This window comes from Micropruina sonneratiae (assembly GCF_025972045.1).
In the GTDB taxonomy this organism is placed as follows: Bacteria; Actinomycetota; Actinomycetes; order Propionibacteriales; family Propionibacteriaceae; genus Micropruina; species Micropruina sonneratiae.
Genome location: NZ_JAPDHX010000004.1, coordinates 194083 through 212930 on the forward strand (window position 1 = coordinate 194083; position 18848 = coordinate 212930).

Below are 18848 nucleotides of genomic sequence, written 5' to 3' on the forward strand. Positions count from 1 at the left end.
TTGCCCGGCGGCTTCTATTCCGCGTAGGGGCCACCGTTCGCAGAATTCTCAGTCAATCCACGGGTTCGACTCGCAGCGCCATGACAGCTCGCTGTGCCGTCGCACGCCCGGGCTGGCGGCTCATGCGTCGCACCTTGTCAGATCCCTTTTCCGGGGCTGGTCCGGGGTTCGATCGCCGGTGCTGCGGCGCATCCGTGGAACCTAGGCAGCCGGGCGAGGTGCGACGATGAGGCCGCCGGGCGTGCCATCGTGGAGGCCGGCAGGCTGACGAAGGAGGGGACGTTGCCAACCGACCGTCCTGACGATCCCGCGCACGGCGACGGGTGGGTCGAGGATGCCGCGACCGGCAGCTGGATCTTCTCCCCGCAGAGCGACGAGGAGGCCGGCCTGAGCTACCGGGGCGAGACTCCCCGCCCGAAGCCGGCCGCACCGCGGAGTGCGGACGCCTCGGACGCCCCCGACCGCGAATCCGAGCCCGCGGGGGGCCGAACCAGGGACTCCGGGGGCGGCACGGACGCCGCCCGGTCGGAGGCGGGTGGCGGCAGGGACGCCGACGCCGGGGGCGATCCGGGCGGTCCCGACACGGAGGGCGGTCCTGAGACGGATCGCGGCCCCGACACGGGGGGCGGTCCCGAGACGGACCGCGGTCCCGACACGGGGGGCGGTCCCGAGACGGACCGCGGTCCCGACACGGGGGGCGGTCCGGCCACCGAGCGGTGGTCCCCCTTCGGCGCGAGCGCGGCCGCGGCTTCCGAGGCGCCGGGTGCCTCCGCATCCGTCCGGCTACCCGGCGCTCGGTCGGAGGGCCGGCCCGGGGCGTCCGGCACCGACGCCACCGGTGCCCATGCTGCCGACGCCACCCGTGCCCAGGGCGCCGGCGCGCCCCGGCCGTCCGGCTCGACCGCGACGACGTCCGCCACTCGCGCCCAGGCCGGGGATGCGACCCGCCCGCACCGGGCCGGTGGCACAGCCGCGGCCGGTGCGGCCGTCACCTCCGGGTCAGGGTCGGGCCCGGCCGGTGCCGGGGGCGGCCGCTCCCCCGGCTCGCCGCAGCGTCCCCCGGGCTCACCGGCGTCGCCGGGCGGCGCACCGAGGCGCCGGACCGACAACGGCGCCGGTCGGGCGGCCGTGATCGGCGCCATGGTCGGCACGATCGTGTTGTTCCTGGCCTGGTTCTTCCTGGTCCGCGGCAATGCCGACCCGACCCGGGCCATCCCGGTGCGCAGCACGCCGGCGATCACCACCAGCTCGCCGTCCGCGACCCCGAGCACGCCGGCCCGAACCGTCACCGCGACCGCGACGGCCACCGCGACGGCGACTGCAACGGTCACCCGGACGGCGACCCCGACTCCGAGCCCGTCGCCTACCCCCACCCCCACGCCGACGCCGACTCCCACGCCGAGCACCGCGACGCCGACGCCGAGCCCGACCAGCAGCCTCAACGATGCCGGCAACCGGCTGGGCTGGACCTTCATCATCGACGGACTGGGCCCGGTCACCCTGGGGCTGGACGCCGCCAAGGCCGAGAAGCTGGGCGTGCTGAGCCCGACCCCGTCGGCCTGTGACGCGCACTCGCCCAGCACCCTGCTCGGCGAGGCGTGGGTGTACTCCACGGGCGACGTCGTGACGTCGATCGACATTCGCAACTCCGCGTTCGCCAGCGTGCGCGGCGTCCGGGTCGGGACGCCCCTGGCCAACCTGCAGCAGCTCTACGGTGCCGACCTGCACGCCATGGTGATGACCGACGGCGATGCCACGATCAACCAATGGGCATTGCTCAGCGGCGACCGCTACCTCGCCTATCTGGTGGACGGCTCGGGCCTGGTGTACCGGATCACCATCGGCTACCTGGGCGCGGACGGCTCGATCACCCTGCCCCCGCCCTGCTGAGAATGGCCTGAAATGGAACCGTCCCCATTTCAGGCCACTGCGCGGGCGGCGTCCCCGAGGGCGGGGATCAGCACGTCCAGCAGCGGGAACGAGTGCCACAGCGGGTGGCCGAAGCCTTCGACGTCCCAGGTCCGGCCGACCGGCGGGGCAGCGGCGTGGAGCTCCTCGAACGAATCCCGCGGGCACAGGTCACTGCGCTCGCCCCGGACCAGGTTGATCGCCACCGTGCCGTCCAGCGGCAGGTCGCCGGGCAGGTGCGGCTGGGCGAGTACCTGCGCAATGGCCACCAGGTCGACCGGGCCGTACCGCACCCATGGTTCACGCAGCTGGCGTCGACGCGTCCGCATCACCCAGTCGTGGCGGCGGTTGGTGGCGTAGGTGCCGGGTTGGCGCAGCACGTCGGCGACGTTGTGCAACTCCAGCTGCAGCAGGTTGCGCGACAGCAGGGCGACCGGCTCGATCATGCTGACCGAGCGCACCAGCGCCCGTCCCTGCCAGCCGGGCAGTGCGGCCACCGCCATCGAACAGCCGGTCGAGTAGCCCAGCACGTCCACGACCGCCGGCAGCCGGCGTCCCAGCGCAGACAACGCGGCCAGCTGGTACTCGACGAGCAGCAACGCCCACGCCTGGACGTCGCCGCCCAGCATCGTGCGCCGCACCCTCGCCGGCAGCGCATCACCGAACCGGCTCATCCCCGGGATCTCCACCATCAGCACATCCGCGTCGAAGGCGGCGGCGAGCAGGCGGCATTTCGCCGCCTCCCACGGACCGAGCGGCGTGTTGAAACCGGGGAAGTACACCAGCAGGCGCTCGCTCGATCCCGGGCCGACCAGCATGGCCTCCAGCGGCGGGGCGTCCGGGCCGATCCGGACGACGAACTGCAGCACCCGGCCCAGCGGTTCGTCGATGGGGTGAGAGGAGTCCACCGACAACCGCACCCGCTCGCGCATGAAGCGATGCTAGTTCGTGGCCCGCGCGCCGGGGACGGTACCGGGCCGGCCGGGCGAACGCGGATCGCGCGACCGCTCGCCGGAGGTCTGTCCACGGCCGGGACCGCGGCGGGGCCGAGCCGTCACCGGCGGGCAGACTGGTGGCGTGTTTCAGCAGCGCGCCCTGGTCCGGCCCCCCTCGCCCCGCCTCGCCGAGGGACTGCTCACCCATCTCGAGCGGGTCCCGGTCGACGCGCAGCTTGCTACCAGGCAGTGGGCCGACTACCGCTCGGCCCTGCACGACAACGGCTGGGAGACCCTGCTCGCACCGGCGGCCGACGAGTGCCCCGACGGCGTCTTCATCGAGGACACGATGGTGGTCTACGGAGACCTGGCCGTGATCACCCGGCCCGGGGCGGTGAGCCGCCGGCTGGAGTTGCCGGGTGCCGAGCTCGCCATCCGGACGCTGGGCTATCGGACGGCCCGGATCACCGACCCGGGCACGCTCGACGGCGGCGACGTGCTCAAGCACGACCGGACCGTCTGGGTGGGCATCGGCGGCCGGACCAACACCGCCGGCGCGGACCAGCTGGCCCGGCTACTCGCACCGCTCGGCGCCCGGGTCGTGCCCGTGACGTTGACGAAAGTGCTGCACCTGAAGTCGGCGGCCACCGCGCTACCGGACGGCACCGTGCTGGGCCACCCCGACTTCGTGGACGACCCCGCCGTTTTCCCGCATTTCCTGGCCGTGCCCGAACCCGAGGGCGCACACGTCGTCAGCCTCAACGACGGCCGGCTGCTGATCTCGGCCGCGGCCCCGCGCACCACCGAGCAACTGGCCGCGCTGGGCTACACGATGGTGCCGGTCGACATCTCCGAGTTCGAGAAGCTCGAGGGTTGCGTCACCTGCCTGTCGGTGCGGCTGCGCGGCGTCTGATCCTGCCGCCAGGACGGGGAAGGACGAAGGGGTGCGCCCCGCCCCGGCGTTCGGGAACGCGCGAGGTCAGGCGAGCAGTCGGTGCAGGGCGGCCTCGACGGCGTCCAGCCAGGCGCCGACCCCGGTCCGCGCCTGCGGGGTGTCGGGGTAGCGGGCGCGTAGGTGCAGACCCTCGTCGTTGACGACGAACCACACCATCACGCCGTCGTCGGCGAGGATCGCCGAGACGAACTGCGCCTGGGCATCGGGCGGCAGGGCGGGCAGTCGCCGGACGTCGAGCCAGGACAACGCGAACATGCCGGGCGCCACCGGCATGCCGCCATAGGGCGCCAGGATGGGCGCCAGCGGGTACGAGCCCAGCGACACCGCCTCGGCGACCGCCCGGGCGCAGGCCGCCGGGTCGGTGTCGGCGGATTCGATGACCGCGTTGGTGATGAACCAGCCCACGGAATCGCGCCAGCGTTCCTCGTGCCTGCTGTGCACCGGGAACACGGCCCGCAGCGGGCTGCCGGCGAGTTCGGCGGTCACCCCGGTCAGCACCGAGATCGCCAACGGCAGCAGACGGACGCCGCGCTCGCCGGCCAACTCGGCGAGCCGATCGGTCTGGGCGGCGTCCAGCAGGTCGCGGACGTCGATGCAGGCGTCGAGGCCCGGGTGCACGTCCCCCAGCGGCAGCGGGAAGCGCGGCAGGAAACCGCCCCCGGCGTCCAGGATCTCGGCCCAGCGCCGGGTCACCCGTTCCGGCGCGGGTGGCGCGGCGGCCAGGGCGGCGCTGTGACTGGCGAAGTCGGCGACCGGCGGCAGTTCGTGGTCGACCTCGTGCCCGGCCCGCAGGTTGCCCAGCGCCGCGTACAGGTCGCGCAGCACGTTCAGGAACGACCACATGTCGACGTGGGAGTGGTCCGAACCGAGCACCACGACCGGGCGCGGGTCGTCGGCGTCCGGCTCGGGAACGATCAGCACCAGGGCGTGCGAGGGTCGCTCGAACGGTGCGCAGGCGGCGTCGAAGATGCCGCGCAGCGCGTCGCGCGGGTCACCGCCCGGAGGCACCGGATGCTCCCGCCAACCGCCGAAGCCGAGCGTCACCTCGTTGAGCTGCAGGGCGCCGTCGGCGTCCCGGCTGAACACGCTGCGGAAGGTGCCGTGCCGGCGCAGGACGACACGCCAGGCCGCGCCCACGGCGTCCGGCCCGGCGGCGGCGGGAAGCCGTGCGGCGATCGCCATCCATGACCCCGGGCGCTGGCCCTGCCCGACGTGCCTGCCCTGGTCGAAGGAGACCGGGAGGCGCCGTCCGGGCAGGCCGGCGGCCCACACGTCATAGCTCATCAGGCGTCCGTTGGGAAGGGCCATCCGCGCCACGTTCGTCAGCCGCATGGGGCCTTAATCTAGGGGTCCGAGGCAACCGAACTGTTACGGAGGTGCTACGTGCACCGGGCGACGCTCACCGACGCGGAACTGGCCTATGACATCACCGGCAAGCGGGGGCCGTTGGTGGTGCAGTTGCACGGACTGACCTCGAGCCGGAAGCGCGACGCCCAGATCGGCCTCGACCTGGGGCGGGCGCTGCGCGACCACCGCATTCTGCGCTACGACGCCCGCGGGCACGGTTCGTCGACCGGGAGTCCCGAAGCGGCGAGCTACACCTGGCCCCGGCTGGCCGGCGACCTGCTGGCGTTGCTCGACCAGCTCGCCCCCGGTGAGCCGGTGCACGGGGTGGGCACCTCGATGGGGTCGGCGACGCTGCTGCACGCGGCGCTGCGGGCGCCGGACCGGTTCGCCAGCCTGACCCTGGTCGTGCCGCCCACCGCCTGGGAGACCCGCAAGGCGCAGGCTCAGCGGTATCTGGCCAACGCCGACGTGGTCGAGGCGCACGGCATCGAGGCGTTCGTCGAGCTGGGCGCCACCGTCCCCGACCCTCCCGCGCTGGCCGGCGCACCGCAGTCGCTGCCGAGTGTCGAGGAGTCGCTGCTGCCGAGCGTGATGCGCGGCGCGGCGACGTCGAACCTGCCGCCGCTGCAGGAGGTCGCGGAGCTGGCCGTGCCGACCCTGATCCTGGGCTGGGCCGACGACCCGTCACACCCCGTCCGGACCGCGGAACTGTTGCACGCCGCCATCGCCAACAGCCGGCGGGTGGTGGCGCGCACCCCCTACGGGATCATGGCCTGGCCGGCCCTGTTCGCCGACCACGTCACCGCGGCCGACGAGCAGCGGCGGGCCAGGCTGGACGACGCCCTGGCCAGCTGAGGCGCCGGCGTCCAGAGTCAGGTGTGGGACGCCCACAGCCGGCCGGCCCGGTCCGCGGCGGCGGCGATCAGGGCGGCCAGTTCCGGGCGGTCCGGCACCCGGAACGACGTGTAGCCTCCCCGGCCGCCCGCCGTGGGGCGTCCGTAGGCCTTGGCGGCGAGCCCGCCGTCGGGCAGCAGCCGCACGTTCAGCGTGGTCAGCACGAACTCGACACCGCGTCGGGTGTCGGTCCACTGCAACTCGTCGGGGATCAGCACGTTGAGGGCCAGCGCGGTGACATCGGGGGCGGCGGGGTCCATGGCACCAGCGTGCCGGGGCCGGGGCGAAACCGGAACAGTCCACGCCCCTCACGTCGTCGTACCTCCACAATGGCCCCATGACGCAGGCCGTGATCTTCGACATGGACGGGACCCTCACCGACACCGAAGCGTTGTGGGACGAGGTCCGCCGCGAACTGGCCGCAGCCGACGGCGTGGAGTGGACGGACGACGCCACGGCCGCGGTCATGGGGATGAGCACGAAGGAGTGGTCGGCCTACATGGCAAGCCATGGTGTCGGGGCCACCCCCGAACAGGCCGCGGAACGCACCATCGGCGCCCTGCTGGAGCGGTACCGCCACGACCTGCCTGCCCTGCCCGGCGCAGCGGACGCCGTTCGGCGGATGGCGGCCCGGTGGCCGCTGGGTGTCGCCTCCTCCTCACCGCGGGTGCTGATCGAACGCGGGCTGGAATCGCTCGGCGTCCGGGAGTTGATCACCGCGGTGCGCTCGACCGAGGAGGGCCCGGCACGCGGCAAGCCCGCCCCCGACGCCTACCTATGGGTCGCCGAGCAGCTGGGCGCGGAACCCGCACGCACGGTGGTCGTGGAGGATTCGGGCACCGGCATCCTCGCCGGGTTGAACGCCGGCATGGCCGTGGTGGCGGTCCCGCCGCACTTCCACCCGCCGTCGCAGAAGATTCTCGACCGTGCCGCCGTCGTCCTGACGGGTCTGGACGAACTCACCGTCGACCTGGTCGACGGACTGGCCGGTTGAGCGGGCCGGCTGCCTCACGCACCGGTCACCAGCCCGCGCCGCTGCCCGCGAAGGTTAGGCTGACAAGCATGATCACCGCGTTCTGGGACATCGACGGCACCCTGGTGGAGAGCCCCAAGGCACGGGCCGACCTGTTCGGCGAGGCCGTCGAGGCGTTGGGCGTGGCCGCCGTCATCCCGGCCGGCCCGCGCGACGGCTTCACCGATCGACGGCTGGCCGAGGTGCATCTGGAGGCGGCCGGGCTGGCCACGGACCGGGTCGAGGAATACCTCGGCGTCCTGGATTCCCTGTCCGCGGAGTTCTATGGCCACACCCCGCGTGAGGCCGTGCCGGGCGCGCGCGAGGCGCTGCAACTGACCAGGGACCACGGCTGGCGCAACGGCCTGCTGACCGGCAACACCCCGCTGCGGGCGCGGACGAAGCTGAGCACCTCCGGGTTCGACCTGGACGCCATCGACTGGGATTGCTTCGCCTCGGGAGCCTTCGTCAGCGACCGGGCCGAGTTGGGCAGGCAGGCCCGCCGGCTGGCCGGCGACGGTCCGCTGGTCGTGTTCGGCGACACCGTGCAGGACGCCCTGGCGGCCGAGGCGGCCGAGGCCGAGTTCGTCGCCGTGAACACCGAACCCGAACTGCTCGAGGCGATCGCGGACCGGGCCGTGCTTGCGGTCTCGTCGTTGGCCGACCCCGCGTTCGCCGCCTTCGTCCGTGATCATCGGGGCTGACGCTGGCGGGCCGACCCGTTAGGGTCGGAGCGTGGGCGCCGGGTGCCGGTAGGAGGACCGACCCGCCGCCACGTCGAGGAGGGCGAATGCTGAAGTCGCTGCTGCTGGGAATGTCCCGCACGCCCGCGGTGAAGAAGGCGGTCGTCGCCTTTCCGCTGACCCGCCGCGTCGTCCAGCGCTTCGTGGCGGGCGAGACCGTCGAGGACTGCCTGCGCACCACCCGCGGCCTGCTCGCCAACGGACTGCTCGGCACCATCGACTTCCTGGGCGAGGACACCACCACCGCGGCCCAGGCGGACCGGGTCACCGACACCTACGTCGAACTGCTCCGCCGCCTCAGCGACGAGGGTATCGCCGGTCGGGTCGAGGTCTCGATCAAGCTGTCCGCACTGGGCTCGCAGCTCAAGGGCGGCTACGAACTGGCCCTGGACAACGCCCGGGTGATCTGTGCGGCGGCAGAACGGGCCGGTACCACCGTCACCGTCGACATGGAGGACCACACCTCGACCGACGCGACCCTGCGCACGGTGACCGCACTGCGCGAGCAGTACCCCTGGGTGGGCGCCGTCCTGCAGTCGATGCTGTACCGCACCAGCACCGACTGCCAGCGGCAGACCGGGCCGGGCGATCGCGTCCGGCTGTGCAAGGGCGCCTACGCCGAACCCGCCGACGTCGCGCACAAGGCGAAGCCCGCCGTCGACCGCAACTACAAGCGCTGCGCGACGATCCTGCTCGAGGGCGAGGGGCGTCCGATGTTCGCCACCCACCACGACGAGATGATCAGTCACGCCATCTCGGAGGCGCAGCGCAACGATCGTGCCGACGACTCGTTCGAGTTGCAGATGCTGCTCGGTATCCGTTCCGACGAGCAGCGCCGGCTCGCCGCGAAGGGGTACTCGGTGCGCGTCTATGTGCCGTTCGGCACCGACTGGTACGCCTACTTCATGCGCCGCCTGGCCGAACGCCCCGCGAACGTGGTGTTCCTGATCCGCGCCCTGTTCGAACGGCCCGCCAGGGAGCGGGCGGCGTCCGGCTTCTAGACGGACGCCCTCAGCCCGCGGCGTCCAACGCCCGGCCGAGGTCGGCCAGCAAATCCTCGGCCTGTTCGATGCCGACGCTCAGCCGCACCATGCCCGGCGTGATCCCGGCGTCCGCCTGCACCTCCGAAGGCATGGACGCGTGGGTCATCGTCGCCGGATGGGACACCAGCGACTCGGTGCCCCCCAGCGACTCGGCGGGACAGAACAGCGTGAGCGACTCCATGAACCGGCGCGCCGCCCCCTCGCCGTCGCGCAGTTCGAAACTGACGACGCCGCCGAACAGTCGCTGCTGGACCGAGGCCAGCGCGTGACCTGCGTGCCCGGGCAGGCTCGGATGGTGCACCACGGCGACAGCCGGGTGACGGCCGAGCAGGTCGACCACGGCGGCACCGTTGCTCTCGTGGATCGCCATCCGGGCGTGCAGCGTCCGCAAACCGCGGGTCACCAGGTAGGAGTCGAAGGCGCCGCCGGTGACACCGAGACAGTTGGCCCACCAGGCCAGCTCCTCGGCCGACGCCGCGGTGCTGCTGACGACCGCACCGGCCACCACGTCACTGTGGCCGGCGAGGTACTTGGTCGCCGAGTGCACCACGAGATCGGCGCCGAGGTCGAGCGGACGCTGGCCCAACGGGGTGCAGAAGGTGTTGTCGGCCACGACCGTGGCCCCCACCTCGTGGCCCAGCCGGGACACGGCGGCCAGGTCGCTGATCCGCAGGAGCGGGTTCGACGGCGTCTCCACCCACAACACGGCCGGACGCCGCTGCCGGATCGTACGCTCGGCCACCTCGGGGTCGCTCAGGTCGGCGAGCACAAGCTCGAAGGCGCCCTTGCGGGCCAGCGCGTCGAACAGCCGCCAGGTGCCGCCGTAGGCGTCGTGCGGCGCGACCAGGACGTCCCCGGGCTGCAGCAGCGCGTTGACGACGGTGGTGATCGCCCCCATTCCGCTGGCGGTGACGACGGCCCCGGCACCCCCCTCGAGACCGGTGATGGCCTGCTCGAGCGCGCTGCGGGTCGGGTTGCCGCGCCTGGCGTAGTCGAACGGACGCGGGACGCCGAACTCGGCGAAGGTGTAGGTGGTGCTGAGGTAGACCGGCGGGACGACGGCGCCGTGCGTGCGGTCGGTGTCGATGCCGGCCCGCACCGCACGGGTGATCGGTGACGGCTCGGTCATCGTCCCCTCCTGTTCGTCGCCGCCCACCCCTCGCGCTCGCCTAACTACCGAGCGCTCGCGAAGCTTGGCGAGCGCTCGGTAGTCAGGCGAGCGCGTGGGTTCCGGCGGGCTGGCCCGACAATAGCCCGCGCGCTCGTGCGGCCCGCGGCCGGCGTCCAGCACGTGGGAGCGGAACTTCCGGGACTTGCGCGTATCGCTTTCCTGCCCCTGCCCCAGCGGGTACCTTCCCGATATGAGGATCGAAGACATCATCCGAGGCAAGGGCGCCGGGGTCGTCACGGTCGAACCTGGTGCGTCGGTCGAGCAGCTGGTCGGGCTGCTGGGTGAGCACCGCATCGGCGCTGTCGTGGTCAGCACCGACGGCGTCCACATCGAGGGCATCGTCAGCGAGCGAGACGTGGTGCGCGAGCTCGGCAAGCAGGGCGCGGAGGTGCTGCAGCGCACCGTCGGCGACATCATGACCGCCAACGTGCACACCTGTGGGCTCGAGGACACCCTCGAGGAGACGGCGCACACGATGACCTACCAACGCTTCCGGCACCTGCCGGTGGTCGTCGATGGTGAGTTGCGCGGCGTGATCTCCATCGGCGACGTGGTGAAGCACCGCATCGACCAGCTGATGGACGAACGCAACCACCTGCTCGGCTATCTGCACGCCTGAGGTGACGAGCGAGGCGCCGGGGGTCGCCGCGGCACGCGCCCTGGGCCTCGCGGTGACCGTGCACGAGCACGGTCCGGTGTCGTCGCTGGCCGAGGCCGCCGCCGCCCGCGGGATGCAGCCGCGCGACATCGTCAAGACGATGGTGGTGCGCCGCGGCCCGGACGACTTCCTGTTCGTGCTGCTGCCGGGGGACGCCGCGATCTCCTGGCCCAAGCTGCGCTCCGTGCTCGGGGTGTCGCGACTGTCCATGCCGGACGCCGCGACCGCCCTGCGGGTCACCGGTTACGAACGCGGCACGATCACCCCGTTCGGCTCGAGCACCCGCTGGCCCGTCGTGGCCGATGCCTCGATCGGCGGACGCCTCATCTCGATGGGCAGCGGACGCCACGGCGTCGGCCTCGGTCTGGACGCCGACGCCATGCTCACCGCCCTGGACGCCACCGTCGCCGACATCAGCGATCACCCCAAGGGGTGATGGGTGGCAGGCACGCGCCACCTAGCCTTACAAAGGAGACGGGCGCTACCCCGGCGTCCGAGAAGGAGGAAGCTATGGGTATCGGCGACAAGATCCAGAACAAGGCCGAGGAGATTGGCGGCAAGGTCAAGGAGGCCGTGGGAGACGCCACCGACAACGAGCGACTCCAGGCCGAAGGTGCCGCCGACCAGGCGGGCGCCAAGGCGAAGCAGGCCGGCGAGTCCGTCAAGGACGGTGTGAAGGACGCCGGCGAGGACGCCAAGGCAGCCTGGAACAAGGCCACCAACTAACCAGTCTCACCCAACGGCGCCGTCGCACAGACGGCGCCGTTGCCATGTCCAGGTCTCACCGCAGAGAGTTAGGGTGCTCAGCATGGAACGTGCCGTGATCGTGGTGGACGGGTACGTGCAGGGCGTCGGCTTCCGCTGGTGGGCGACCTCGGTGGCTCGCGAGCTCCGGCTCACCGGCCGTGCCGAGAACCTGTCGGACGGACGGGTCCGGGTCGACGCGCAGGGCTCTACCGAGGCCCTCGGCAGCCTGATCAGGGCGATGACCGAGCAACCGACCCGCACCGGACGCCCGGGCCGGGTCACCGGCCACGAAATCGACTGGGTCGAGGTCGAGCCCGCCCGCAAGGGGTTCAGCGCCTACTGAGCCGCACGGGTGGGCCGTCGACGGTGCAGCGCCAGTGGTACCGCTCGACGGCCGAGCGCGGAGACGGGCAACAGCCCGCGGCCCGTGGTGGCGCCGGTTAGGGTCGCTGCATGAGTGCAGTCAGCAAGGTGCTGGTCACCGGCGGCGTCCGCTCGGGCAAGTCGCGCTACGCCGAGTCGCTGCTGGCGTCCGCCGACGCCGTGACCTACCTCACGCCGGGTTACCCGGCAGACCCGGTCGCCGACCCGGAATGGGCGGCCCGGGTGGGCGCGCACCAGGCCCGGCGTCCGGCCACCTGGACGACGGTGGAGACCGTCGGCCTGGCGGCCGGCATCAGCGCGGCGAACACCCCGGTGCTGATCGACTGCCTGGGCACCTGGCTGACCCGCAGCATCGACGGCTGGGGCTGGGAGGCACCGTTCGCCACCTGGCAACCCCGCTTCGAGCGTGCCCTCGACGACCTCGTCGACGCGTGGCGGGCACACCCGCACACCGTGGTGGCCGTCACGAACGAGGTCGGCTGGGGGCTGATCTCAGAGCACGCCTCGGGACGCCTGTTCGCCGACCTGCTGGGGCGGACCAACCAGCGGGTGGGGGCGGTCGCCGACGAGGTGGTGCTGCTGGTCGCCGGACGCCCGCTGCACCTCGGCTGACGCCGCCAGGCCCCACGCGTCCGGTAGCTCTGATCCTGAAAACGGTGCACTCGTTCGGCCCCAGCTGCCCACGCACCACCCGACAACCGCCAGGAAACACCCCTGCGACAAGCGTTTTCATGGAAAGGCGCTGACCGCGCGCCGCGCTGGTCCGCACGACGAGCGCACCGTTTTCAGGATCGCGCCGCTCAGCCGGCGGCCAGCACCACCAGCACCGCCGCCACAGCCAGCTCCACCGCAGCACCCAGCACGTCGCCGGTGATGCCGCCGAGGCGCCTCGTCGCCGCCCAGACCAGGTAGCCGGCGGCAGCAGCGCCGGCGAGGGCGGCCAGCAGGCCCTGCCACCAGGGCGATCCCTGCAGCACGCCGACCACGACGAGCACGGCGCCGATGCCCGCCCACAGCGCAGCGGCGGCGAGGGTGGGCACGCTCGAGGCGAACACCGCCCCCAGGCCGTCGCGGCGCGCGGCCGGCACGCCGTGCCGGGCCGCTATCGCCAGCGCGCCGCGGCTCGCGGCGAGCGCCGACGCCACGGCGAGCCATCCCCACGGCCGCTGCAGCAACTCCCCCGCGCTGGCGGCCTGCAGCCCCAGCACCACGATCAGGGTGACGACGCCCATCGGACCGACGTCGCCGCGCTTCATGATCTCCAGGGCGCGCTCGGCCGGCCGTCCGGAACCCAACCCGTCGGCCGTGTCGGCCAGCCCGTCGAGGTGGATGGCGCGGGTCAGCCAGGCCGTCAGCCCGACCAGCAACAGGCCGACCACCGGGCCCGAAAGCGCCCACCCGGCCAGCCAGGTCACCGACCCCAGCACCACCGCCACCGGAGCGAACGCCAGGGGCGCCAGCAGCGCCGCCACCCGAGCCGTGCCGGCGTCCACCCGTTGCGGCGGCGGCACCGGGATCACCGTCAACGTGCCCACCACCAGCCGCCAGCCGTCGGTGAGTCGAGTGCGCACGTCCCCATCATTCCAGCCGCACACCGACCGGTACGCTGCTCTCACAGCCTTCCCACAGCAAACCCCCAGCCCAGACTCACAGGCGACTGACAGATTGACCACATGACGACCAGTACCCGCGGTGGCAATGATCCGCTGACCAGGCCCGACGGCACCGCCATCCGCATCCTCACGGTGGACGACGAGTCCAGCCTGACCGAACTGTTGAGCATGGCGATGCGCTACGAAGGCTGGGAGGTGGCCACGGCGGGATCCGGCATCGACGCGGTGAAGGAGGCGCGCGAGATGCGCCCCGACGCGATCGTGCTGGACATGATGCTGCCCGACTTCGACGGCCTCGAGGTGATGCGCCGCATCCGCACCGAGCAGCCCGACGTCCCGGTCATTTTCTTGACCGCCAAGGACGCACTGGAGGACCGCATCGGCGGCCTCACCGCCGGCGGGGACGACTACGTCACCAAACCGTTCTCGCTGGAGGAGCTGATCGCCCGGCTGCGCGGCCTGCTGCGACGCTCGGGCGCGACGACGGTGCGGCCCGGCTCGCAGCTGGTGGTCGGCGACCTGGTCCTCGACGAGGACTCCCACGAGGTGACCCGGGGCGGCGAAGAGATCCAGCTCACCGCGACAGAGTTCGAATTGCTGCGCTACCTGATGCGCAACCCGCGCCGGGTGCTGAGCAAGCCGCAGATCCTCGACCGGGTGTGGAACTACGACTTCGGCGGGCAGGCCAACGTCGTCGAGCTCTACATCAGCTACCTGCGCAAGAAGATCGACGCCAACCGGGCCCCGATGATCCACACGCTGCGGGGTTCGGGCTACGTGCTGAAGCCGGCGAGCGAATGACCGCTGTCCCCTCACCCCCGACCGCGCCGAAGGCCTCCGCCGACCCCGCGACCCCCGCGGAGGGCCCGCAGCCGGACCCGGCCGTGCCCGCCGACCTGCGACCGCTCGCGAAGGGCACCCTCGGGCGCCGGCTGGTGCTGCGCGTGGCGGTGCTGGTGGCGCTGGTCGCGGTCGGCCTCAGCGCGGTGGTGGCACTGGCCGCCTACAACATCCAGATCGCCCAGGTCGACACCCGGCTCGACCAGGCCGCGTTCCGGGCCACCCGTGACGGCCCCGGTACGGACGGCCCCGGTCCCGGCGGCCAGGAGATCGGCACGATCATCGCGGTGCAGACCTCCAGCGCGATCTACGCCCAGATCCTTGTCGACCGGACCACCAACGACCGCGTGCAGTACCTGACCCTGACCGACGCCGCGGCGCAGCAATTGGCGGCGCTCGAACTCGAGTCCGGCACCAAGTCGACGATCCAGATCGCCGACTACGGGGTCTACCGGGTGACCGTGAAGGAGGGCAGCAACTCGCGCGTCATCGTGGCCCTGCCGCTGAACCAGCTGGCCAGTGCGATGACCTCGCTGGTGCTGTTCGAGGCGCTGCTCGCCGGAGTGGTGATCGTGGTCGCGGTCTTCGCCACCCGCAGCGTGGTGGTCAGCAGCCTGGCCCCGCTGAACCGGCTCGCCGGCACCGCCACCACCGTGTCCAACCTGCCGCTGGAGAGCGGTGAGGTCGAGGGGATCGTGCGCGTTCCACTGAGCGACACCGACCCGGTCAGCGAGGTCGGACGCGTCGGGCTCGCCTTCAACCACATGCTCGACAACGTCGAGGGCGCCCTGGCCGCCCGGCACGCGTCCGAGGTGAAGCTGCGCCAGTTCGTCGCGGACGCCTCGCACGAGCTGCGCAACCCGCTGGCAGCGATCCGCGGCTATGCGGAACTGACCCGGCGCGAGCGCGCCGAGGTGTCGGAGCCGATGGCCCACGCGCTGACCCGGATCGAATCCGAATCCGACCGGATGAGCAGGCTGGTCGAGGACCTGCTGCTGCTGGCCCGGCTCGATTCGGGCCCGGCGCTGGAGGTGAAGCGGACCGACCTGACCGAGATCGTGCTGAACGCCACCAGCGACGCCCGAGCCGCCGGCCCCGACCACAAGTGGTCGCTGGCGCTGCCGGACGAGCCGGTGTGGGCGATGGCCGACCGGTACCGGATGCACCAGGTGCTGGCCAACCTGCTCGCCAACGCACGCACCCACACGCCGCCGGGCACCGAGGTGCAGACCGCCGTGACCGTCGAGGACGGGATGGCCGTGCTCACCGTCACCGACAACGGTCCCGGCATCGCCGCCGACCTGCAGCCGGCGGTGTTCGAACGGTTCACCCGGGCCGACACCAGCCGGGTGCGCCGGCAGGGCGGCTCATCGACCGGACTCGGCCTGGCCATCGTGGCGGCGGTCGTGACGGCGCACTCCGGCACGGCCGGCGTGGAGTCCGTTCCGGGTCGGACGGTGTTCACCGTCCGCATCCCGGCCGCGCCCGGCGACTGAACTCCACCGTCAGGGGGTGAGGCGGCACTTGAGGGTTCCGCGGCGCTGAAACACCTTGTCAGAAGCAACTCGGTAGCACCGATGTCGACGTCTGGTTGAGACTCTCAGTGGCTCACGGGCTTCTCTCAGGGTTTGAATCCAATCCATGACCCACCCCACCCTTCGCCTTCGAGCCAGTCTCCTGGCGCTGGCCGTCAGCCTCACCGGGCTGGTCGGCGGCACGTCCGGCACCAGCGAGAGCGTGGCTGCCGTCAACTACGAGGCATTCATCGCCAAGGCGGCCAAGGCCGCGGCGGCGTCCAAGAAGACCTACGGGGTGCCGCGTGCGGTCACCATCGCTCAGGCGATCCTCGAGTCGTCCTGGGGCACCTCCGGACTCACCACCGGCTACCACAACTACTTCGGCATCAAGTGCGGGGCGATCGTCAGCCCCCACCAGCGCGGCTGTGTGGCACTGGCGTCCTACGAGTACGTCAACGGCAAGAAGAAGAAGTACGTCAGCAGGTTCCGCACCTACAGCTCGATGAGCCGGTCGTTCCTCGACCACGGACGCCTGCTCAACTACGCCGACCGCTACAACAAGGCGTTCAAGTACACCAACAATCCCGACCAGTTCATTCGCGAGGTGCACAAGGCGGGCTACGCCACCGACCCGAACTACTCCACGCTGGTGATCAGCCTGATGAAGAAGTGGAACCTGTACCGGTTCGACGCGGTCAGCAAGCCCGCCGTCGATCCTAACCTGGCGGTCATCAGGTCGTGGGTCGGCGTGGCGCAGCGCAACCAATCGACGTGGGGCGTGCCCGCCTCGATCACCCTCGCGCAGGCGCTGTACCACTCGGCGTCCGGAAAGAGCACGCTGGCGACGAAGGCGAAGAACTACTTCTCGATGACCTGCGCCGGCGGCAAGGGCAGCACGGCGAAGGGCTGCCTGAAGCTCAACGGCACCAAGTACCGCACCTACGCCACCGTCAACGACTCGTTCACCGACCGCTCCCGGGTGCTGGCCACGACCAAGCGCTACGCCAAGGCGATGAAGCAGGCAAAGCTGCCCAAGCACTTCCTGATCGCCATCAAGAAGGCCGGATGGTCGAGCAGCAGCAGCTACGTCGACAAGGTGTACGCCTACGTCACCAAGTACAACCTGAAGCAGTACGACCTGCTGATCCACACCACGCTCAAGAAGGGCACCCGCAGCGCCAAGGTGCAGGCACTGCAGCAGTTGCTGAACCGGGCCGGCAGCAAGGTCGGCACCACCGGCTACTTCGGCACCGACACCTTCGCCGCGGTCAAGAAGTTCCAGAAGAAGGCGGGGGTGAGCGTGTCCGGCCGGGCCGACCCGCTGACCCTGACCCGGATCACCCCGGACATCCGCAAGGGCTGGAGGGGACGCGCCGTGGCAGCCCTCAACGCGCTGCTGAAGTCACGCGGCTACAGCGTCAGCAGCAGCGGCTTCCAGTCCCGCACCGAGAAGTCGGTCAAGGCCCTGCAGAAGAAGTACAGGCTGCCGCAGACCGGCATCGTCTCGGTGCGCACCTGGGGCGTGCTGTTCGGCTGATCAGCCCAGCGGGTGTTCCTGCAGCCACCGCGCCACGGCGTCCGGGACCCCCGAGGTGGCGGCCTGCCGGCGGATCGACACGATCGCGGCGTTGTCCATCTGCGCGTGCAGCTGCTGGACCACCTCGAGCACCGTGTCGTCCTCGGACAACTCCAGGCGCAGCAGGGCCACCTGCGGGTCGGCCGACACCATCGTTCTGGAGTCCGTGACGGGGTGGACGGCCGCATCGCCGGCCTGCGGATCGGTGCCGTCGAAGACGCCGACGGCACCGTCGGTGACCTGCGCGAGCCGCGCTTCCGGGTCGTCGACCACTGTCACGGTGGGCGTGAACCCGTAGACGGCCTTCACCCCGGCCTCGCCGTCGCCGGCGGCACGCCACGCGGTGGGGGCGGCGAACCTGGTGCGGTTGGGCATGCCGTCGAGCGACTGGTCGGGCTTGGCCGAGACGAACACCCAGGCGCGATCGACCTTCGAGGGCTGCAGGACCGCGACCTCACCGTCGAGCGCGGCGGCCAGGTCGGGGACGAGGTTCGCGGCGTCGCCGGTGTCGGCCTGCAGGCCCTCCGCGGCCGACCAGGCGTAGGCCGGCATCAGGTCGAGCTCACCGGCCATCAATCGGCTGACCTGGGTGTTCGGGTCGGCGTCGACCGAGGTCACGGTGGCCACCCGGCCGCGGGCCGTCAGAGCCTGGCGGTACAGCTCGGCGATCACCGTGGTGGTCTGGTCGCCGGTGGTGCCGATCACGACGCTCGGCACGGTCGTGGCGGACGCCGACGTGGACGGCTGCGGCGCCGTCCGGCCGCAACCGGCCAACGCCAGCAGCACGGTCAGCACCAGGACCAGGGCACGCCTCATGGCCTCTACCGTGCCACCCGATGCCTGCCCGGCCGGGAAGCCTCACCGCGTGTCCCCAGGGCCGGCTCGTCACACGGCATCCTGAAACTGCATGCATCGGTCGCACGCACAGTCGGCCACTGGCTCGGCGCACAACTGCCGGGCAGTTTTCAGTATCGGACGCCGAAAGGCCCGGCCACACGGCAGCGGAGCCGGCCTCTCGGGCCGGCTAAACCTCAGCTGGCGTTGCCCACGAAAAGTGCGGTCTCCGCGCCGGGCTCGTAGGTGACGGTCACCGTGATGGGCGAACGAGCACTCTTCTTGACACTGAACACATATACGCCAGTTGCCTTGCGCCCAGCGTCAATAGTTCCCGCGAGCGGACGCGCTGGAGACCCCGCGTACGGTGTGCCGACCCTGCCCTTGGAGTCGGTGAGGTTCACCACGGCCGAGTCGATGCTAATGGCGGTGTCGGTGTAGTTGCTGACCCGAACGGTGATTCGCAGAGCGGGCCCACTGATCTCACCAGGGCCCATTCCCTTCATCTGCAGTCTGCGGATGGAGGTCAAGGCGACCTCAACCCCAGCGGCACGATACGGGGACTTGAGCTTGATCGGACTCGAGGTTGTCTGTGGCTTCGCCTCAACTGTCTGATCGACCGATCCGGGTGTGGGCGTGTCCAATGGCGCGGACGCCGTCGGGCGACTCCC

21 protein-coding genes are annotated in these 18848 nt (G+C 71.6%); 14 read left to right on the top strand and 7 right to left on the bottom strand.

Going from position 1 to position 18848, the window contains the following annotated elements:
• The first annotated feature begins 282 nt into the window (after positions 1-282).
• Positions 283-1890, top strand: a complete 1608-nt coding sequence (locus OIE40_RS11995; protein WP_264702565.1) for a hypothetical protein — start codon at positions 283-285, stop codon at positions 1888-1890.
• Positions 1891-1919: 29 nt separating this feature from the next.
• On the opposite strand, the gene OIE40_RS12000 is transcribed toward OIE40_RS11995, so the two are convergent.
• Complete coding sequence (locus tag OIE40_RS12000; protein WP_264702566.1) at positions 1920-2840, bottom strand: hypothetical protein; 921 nt, start codon at positions 2838-2840, stop codon at positions 1920-1922.
• Positions 2841-2985: 145 nt separating this feature from the next.
• Between OIE40_RS12000 and ddaH the strand changes: the two genes are divergently transcribed.
• A complete protein-coding gene (ddaH, locus tag OIE40_RS12005; protein WP_264702568.1) occupies positions 2986-3756 on the top strand; it encodes a dimethylargininase in 771 nt (256 codons plus the stop codon).
• A 66-nt stretch (positions 3757-3822) separates the two neighbouring features.
• On the opposite strand, the gene OIE40_RS12010 is transcribed toward ddaH, so the two are convergent.
• Positions 3823-5130 carry a condensation domain-containing protein gene (locus OIE40_RS12010; RefSeq protein WP_264702569.1) on the bottom strand — a complete coding sequence of 436 codons (1308 nt, stop codon included), beginning with the start codon at positions 5128-5130 and terminating at the stop codon, positions 3823-3825.
• 51 nt (positions 5131-5181) lie between these two features.
• On the opposite strand from OIE40_RS12010, the gene OIE40_RS12015 reads away from it, so the two are divergent.
• Complete coding sequence (locus OIE40_RS12015; protein ID WP_264702570.1) at positions 5182-6000, top strand: alpha/beta fold hydrolase; 819 nt, start codon at positions 5182-5184, stop codon at positions 5998-6000.
• A gap of 17 nt (positions 6001-6017) precedes the next feature.
• Here the strand turns inward: OIE40_RS12015 and OIE40_RS12020 are convergent, their stop codons facing one another.
• Positions 6018-6299, bottom strand: coding sequence for a hypothetical protein (locus OIE40_RS12020; RefSeq protein WP_264702571.1), 282 nt, complete (start codon positions 6297-6299; stop codon positions 6018-6020).
• Between the two features lie 77 nt (positions 6300-6376).
• On the opposite strand from OIE40_RS12020, the gene OIE40_RS12025 reads away from it, so the two are divergent.
• The 3 genes from OIE40_RS12025 to OIE40_RS12035 all read left to right on the top strand — a co-directional run bounded on the left by OIE40_RS12025 (position 6377) and on the right by OIE40_RS12035 (position 8795).
• Entirely contained in the window at positions 6377-7033 is a 657-nt protein-coding gene (locus tag OIE40_RS12025) for an HAD family hydrolase (RefSeq protein ID WP_264702572.1), read from the top strand.
• Positions 7034-7101: 68 nt separating this feature from the next.
• Positions 7102-7755: an HAD family hydrolase gene (locus OIE40_RS12030; protein WP_264702574.1), complete on the top strand. Its 654-nt coding sequence runs from the start codon at positions 7102-7104 to the stop codon at positions 7753-7755.
• An 86-nt stretch (positions 7756-7841) separates the two neighbouring features.
• On the top strand, positions 7842-8795 hold the full coding sequence (locus tag OIE40_RS12035) for a proline dehydrogenase family protein (protein WP_264702576.1): 954 nt from the start codon (positions 7842-7844) through the stop codon (positions 8793-8795).
• 10 nt (positions 8796-8805) lie between these two features.
• Here OIE40_RS12035 and metB read toward each other — a convergent pair whose 3' ends face one another.
• Positions 8806-9966, bottom strand: coding sequence for a cystathionine gamma-synthase (gene metB, locus OIE40_RS12040; RefSeq protein ID WP_264702579.1), 1161 nt, complete (start codon positions 9964-9966; stop codon positions 8806-8808).
• A gap of 232 nt (positions 9967-10198) precedes the next feature.
• Here metB and OIE40_RS12045 point away from each other — a divergent pair, with 232 nt between their 5' ends.
• From OIE40_RS12045 to OIE40_RS12065, 5 genes are all read left to right on the top strand, one after another.
• Positions 10199-10627: a CBS domain-containing protein gene (locus OIE40_RS12045; RefSeq protein WP_264702581.1), complete on the top strand. Its 429-nt coding sequence runs from the start codon at positions 10199-10201 to the stop codon at positions 10625-10627.
• 1 nt (position 10628) lies between these two features.
• Positions 10629-11102, top strand: coding sequence for an aminoacyl-tRNA deacylase (locus OIE40_RS12050; protein WP_264702583.1), 474 nt, complete (start codon positions 10629-10631; stop codon positions 11100-11102).
• Between the two features lie 74 nt (positions 11103-11176).
• A complete protein-coding gene (locus OIE40_RS12055) occupies positions 11177-11392 on the top strand; it encodes a CsbD family protein (protein ID WP_264702584.1) in 216 nt (71 codons plus the stop codon).
• An 82-nt stretch (positions 11393-11474) separates the two neighbouring features.
• Positions 11475-11756: an acylphosphatase gene (locus OIE40_RS12060; protein WP_264702586.1), complete on the top strand. Its 282-nt coding sequence runs from the start codon at positions 11475-11477 to the stop codon at positions 11754-11756.
• A 110-nt stretch (positions 11757-11866) separates the two neighbouring features.
• Positions 11867-12409, top strand: coding sequence for a bifunctional adenosylcobinamide kinase/adenosylcobinamide-phosphate guanylyltransferase (locus tag OIE40_RS12065; protein ID WP_264702587.1), 543 nt, complete (start codon positions 11867-11869; stop codon positions 12407-12409).
• Between the two features lie 188 nt (positions 12410-12597).
• Here the strand turns inward: OIE40_RS12065 and OIE40_RS12070 are convergent, their stop codons facing one another.
• Positions 12598-13368: an adenosylcobinamide-GDP ribazoletransferase gene (locus tag OIE40_RS12070; protein WP_264702589.1), complete on the bottom strand. Its 771-nt coding sequence runs from the start codon at positions 13366-13368 to the stop codon at positions 12598-12600.
• A 102-nt stretch (positions 13369-13470) separates the two neighbouring features.
• Here OIE40_RS12070 and OIE40_RS12075 point away from each other — a divergent pair, with 102 nt between their 5' ends.
• The 3 genes from OIE40_RS12075 to OIE40_RS12085 all read left to right on the top strand — a co-directional run bounded on the left by OIE40_RS12075 (position 13471) and on the right by OIE40_RS12085 (position 17304).
• On the top strand, positions 13471-14211 hold the full coding sequence (locus OIE40_RS12075; protein ID WP_319805230.1) for a response regulator transcription factor: 741 nt from the start codon (positions 13471-13473) through the stop codon (positions 14209-14211).
• On the top strand, positions 14208-15746 hold the full coding sequence (locus OIE40_RS12080) for a sensor histidine kinase (protein WP_264702591.1): 1539 nt from the start codon (positions 14208-14210) through the stop codon (positions 15744-15746). Before OIE40_RS12075 ends, OIE40_RS12080 begins: the two co-directional genes overlap by 4 nt.
• Before the next feature lie 145 nt (positions 15747-15891).
• Positions 15892-17304, top strand: a complete 1413-nt coding sequence (locus OIE40_RS12085; protein ID WP_264702592.1) for a glucosaminidase domain-containing protein — start codon at positions 15892-15894, stop codon at positions 17302-17304.
• Here the strand turns inward: OIE40_RS12085 and OIE40_RS12090 are convergent, their stop codons facing one another.
• A complete protein-coding gene (locus OIE40_RS12090; protein ID WP_264702594.1) occupies positions 17305-18159 on the bottom strand; it encodes a glycine betaine ABC transporter substrate-binding protein in 855 nt (284 codons plus the stop codon).
• 215 nt (positions 18160-18374) lie between these two features.
• Positions 18375-18707: a DUF4352 domain-containing protein gene (locus OIE40_RS12095; protein WP_264702596.1), complete on the bottom strand. Its 333-nt coding sequence runs from the start codon at positions 18705-18707 to the stop codon at positions 18375-18377.
• Between the last annotated feature and the right edge of the window lie 141 nt (positions 18708-18848).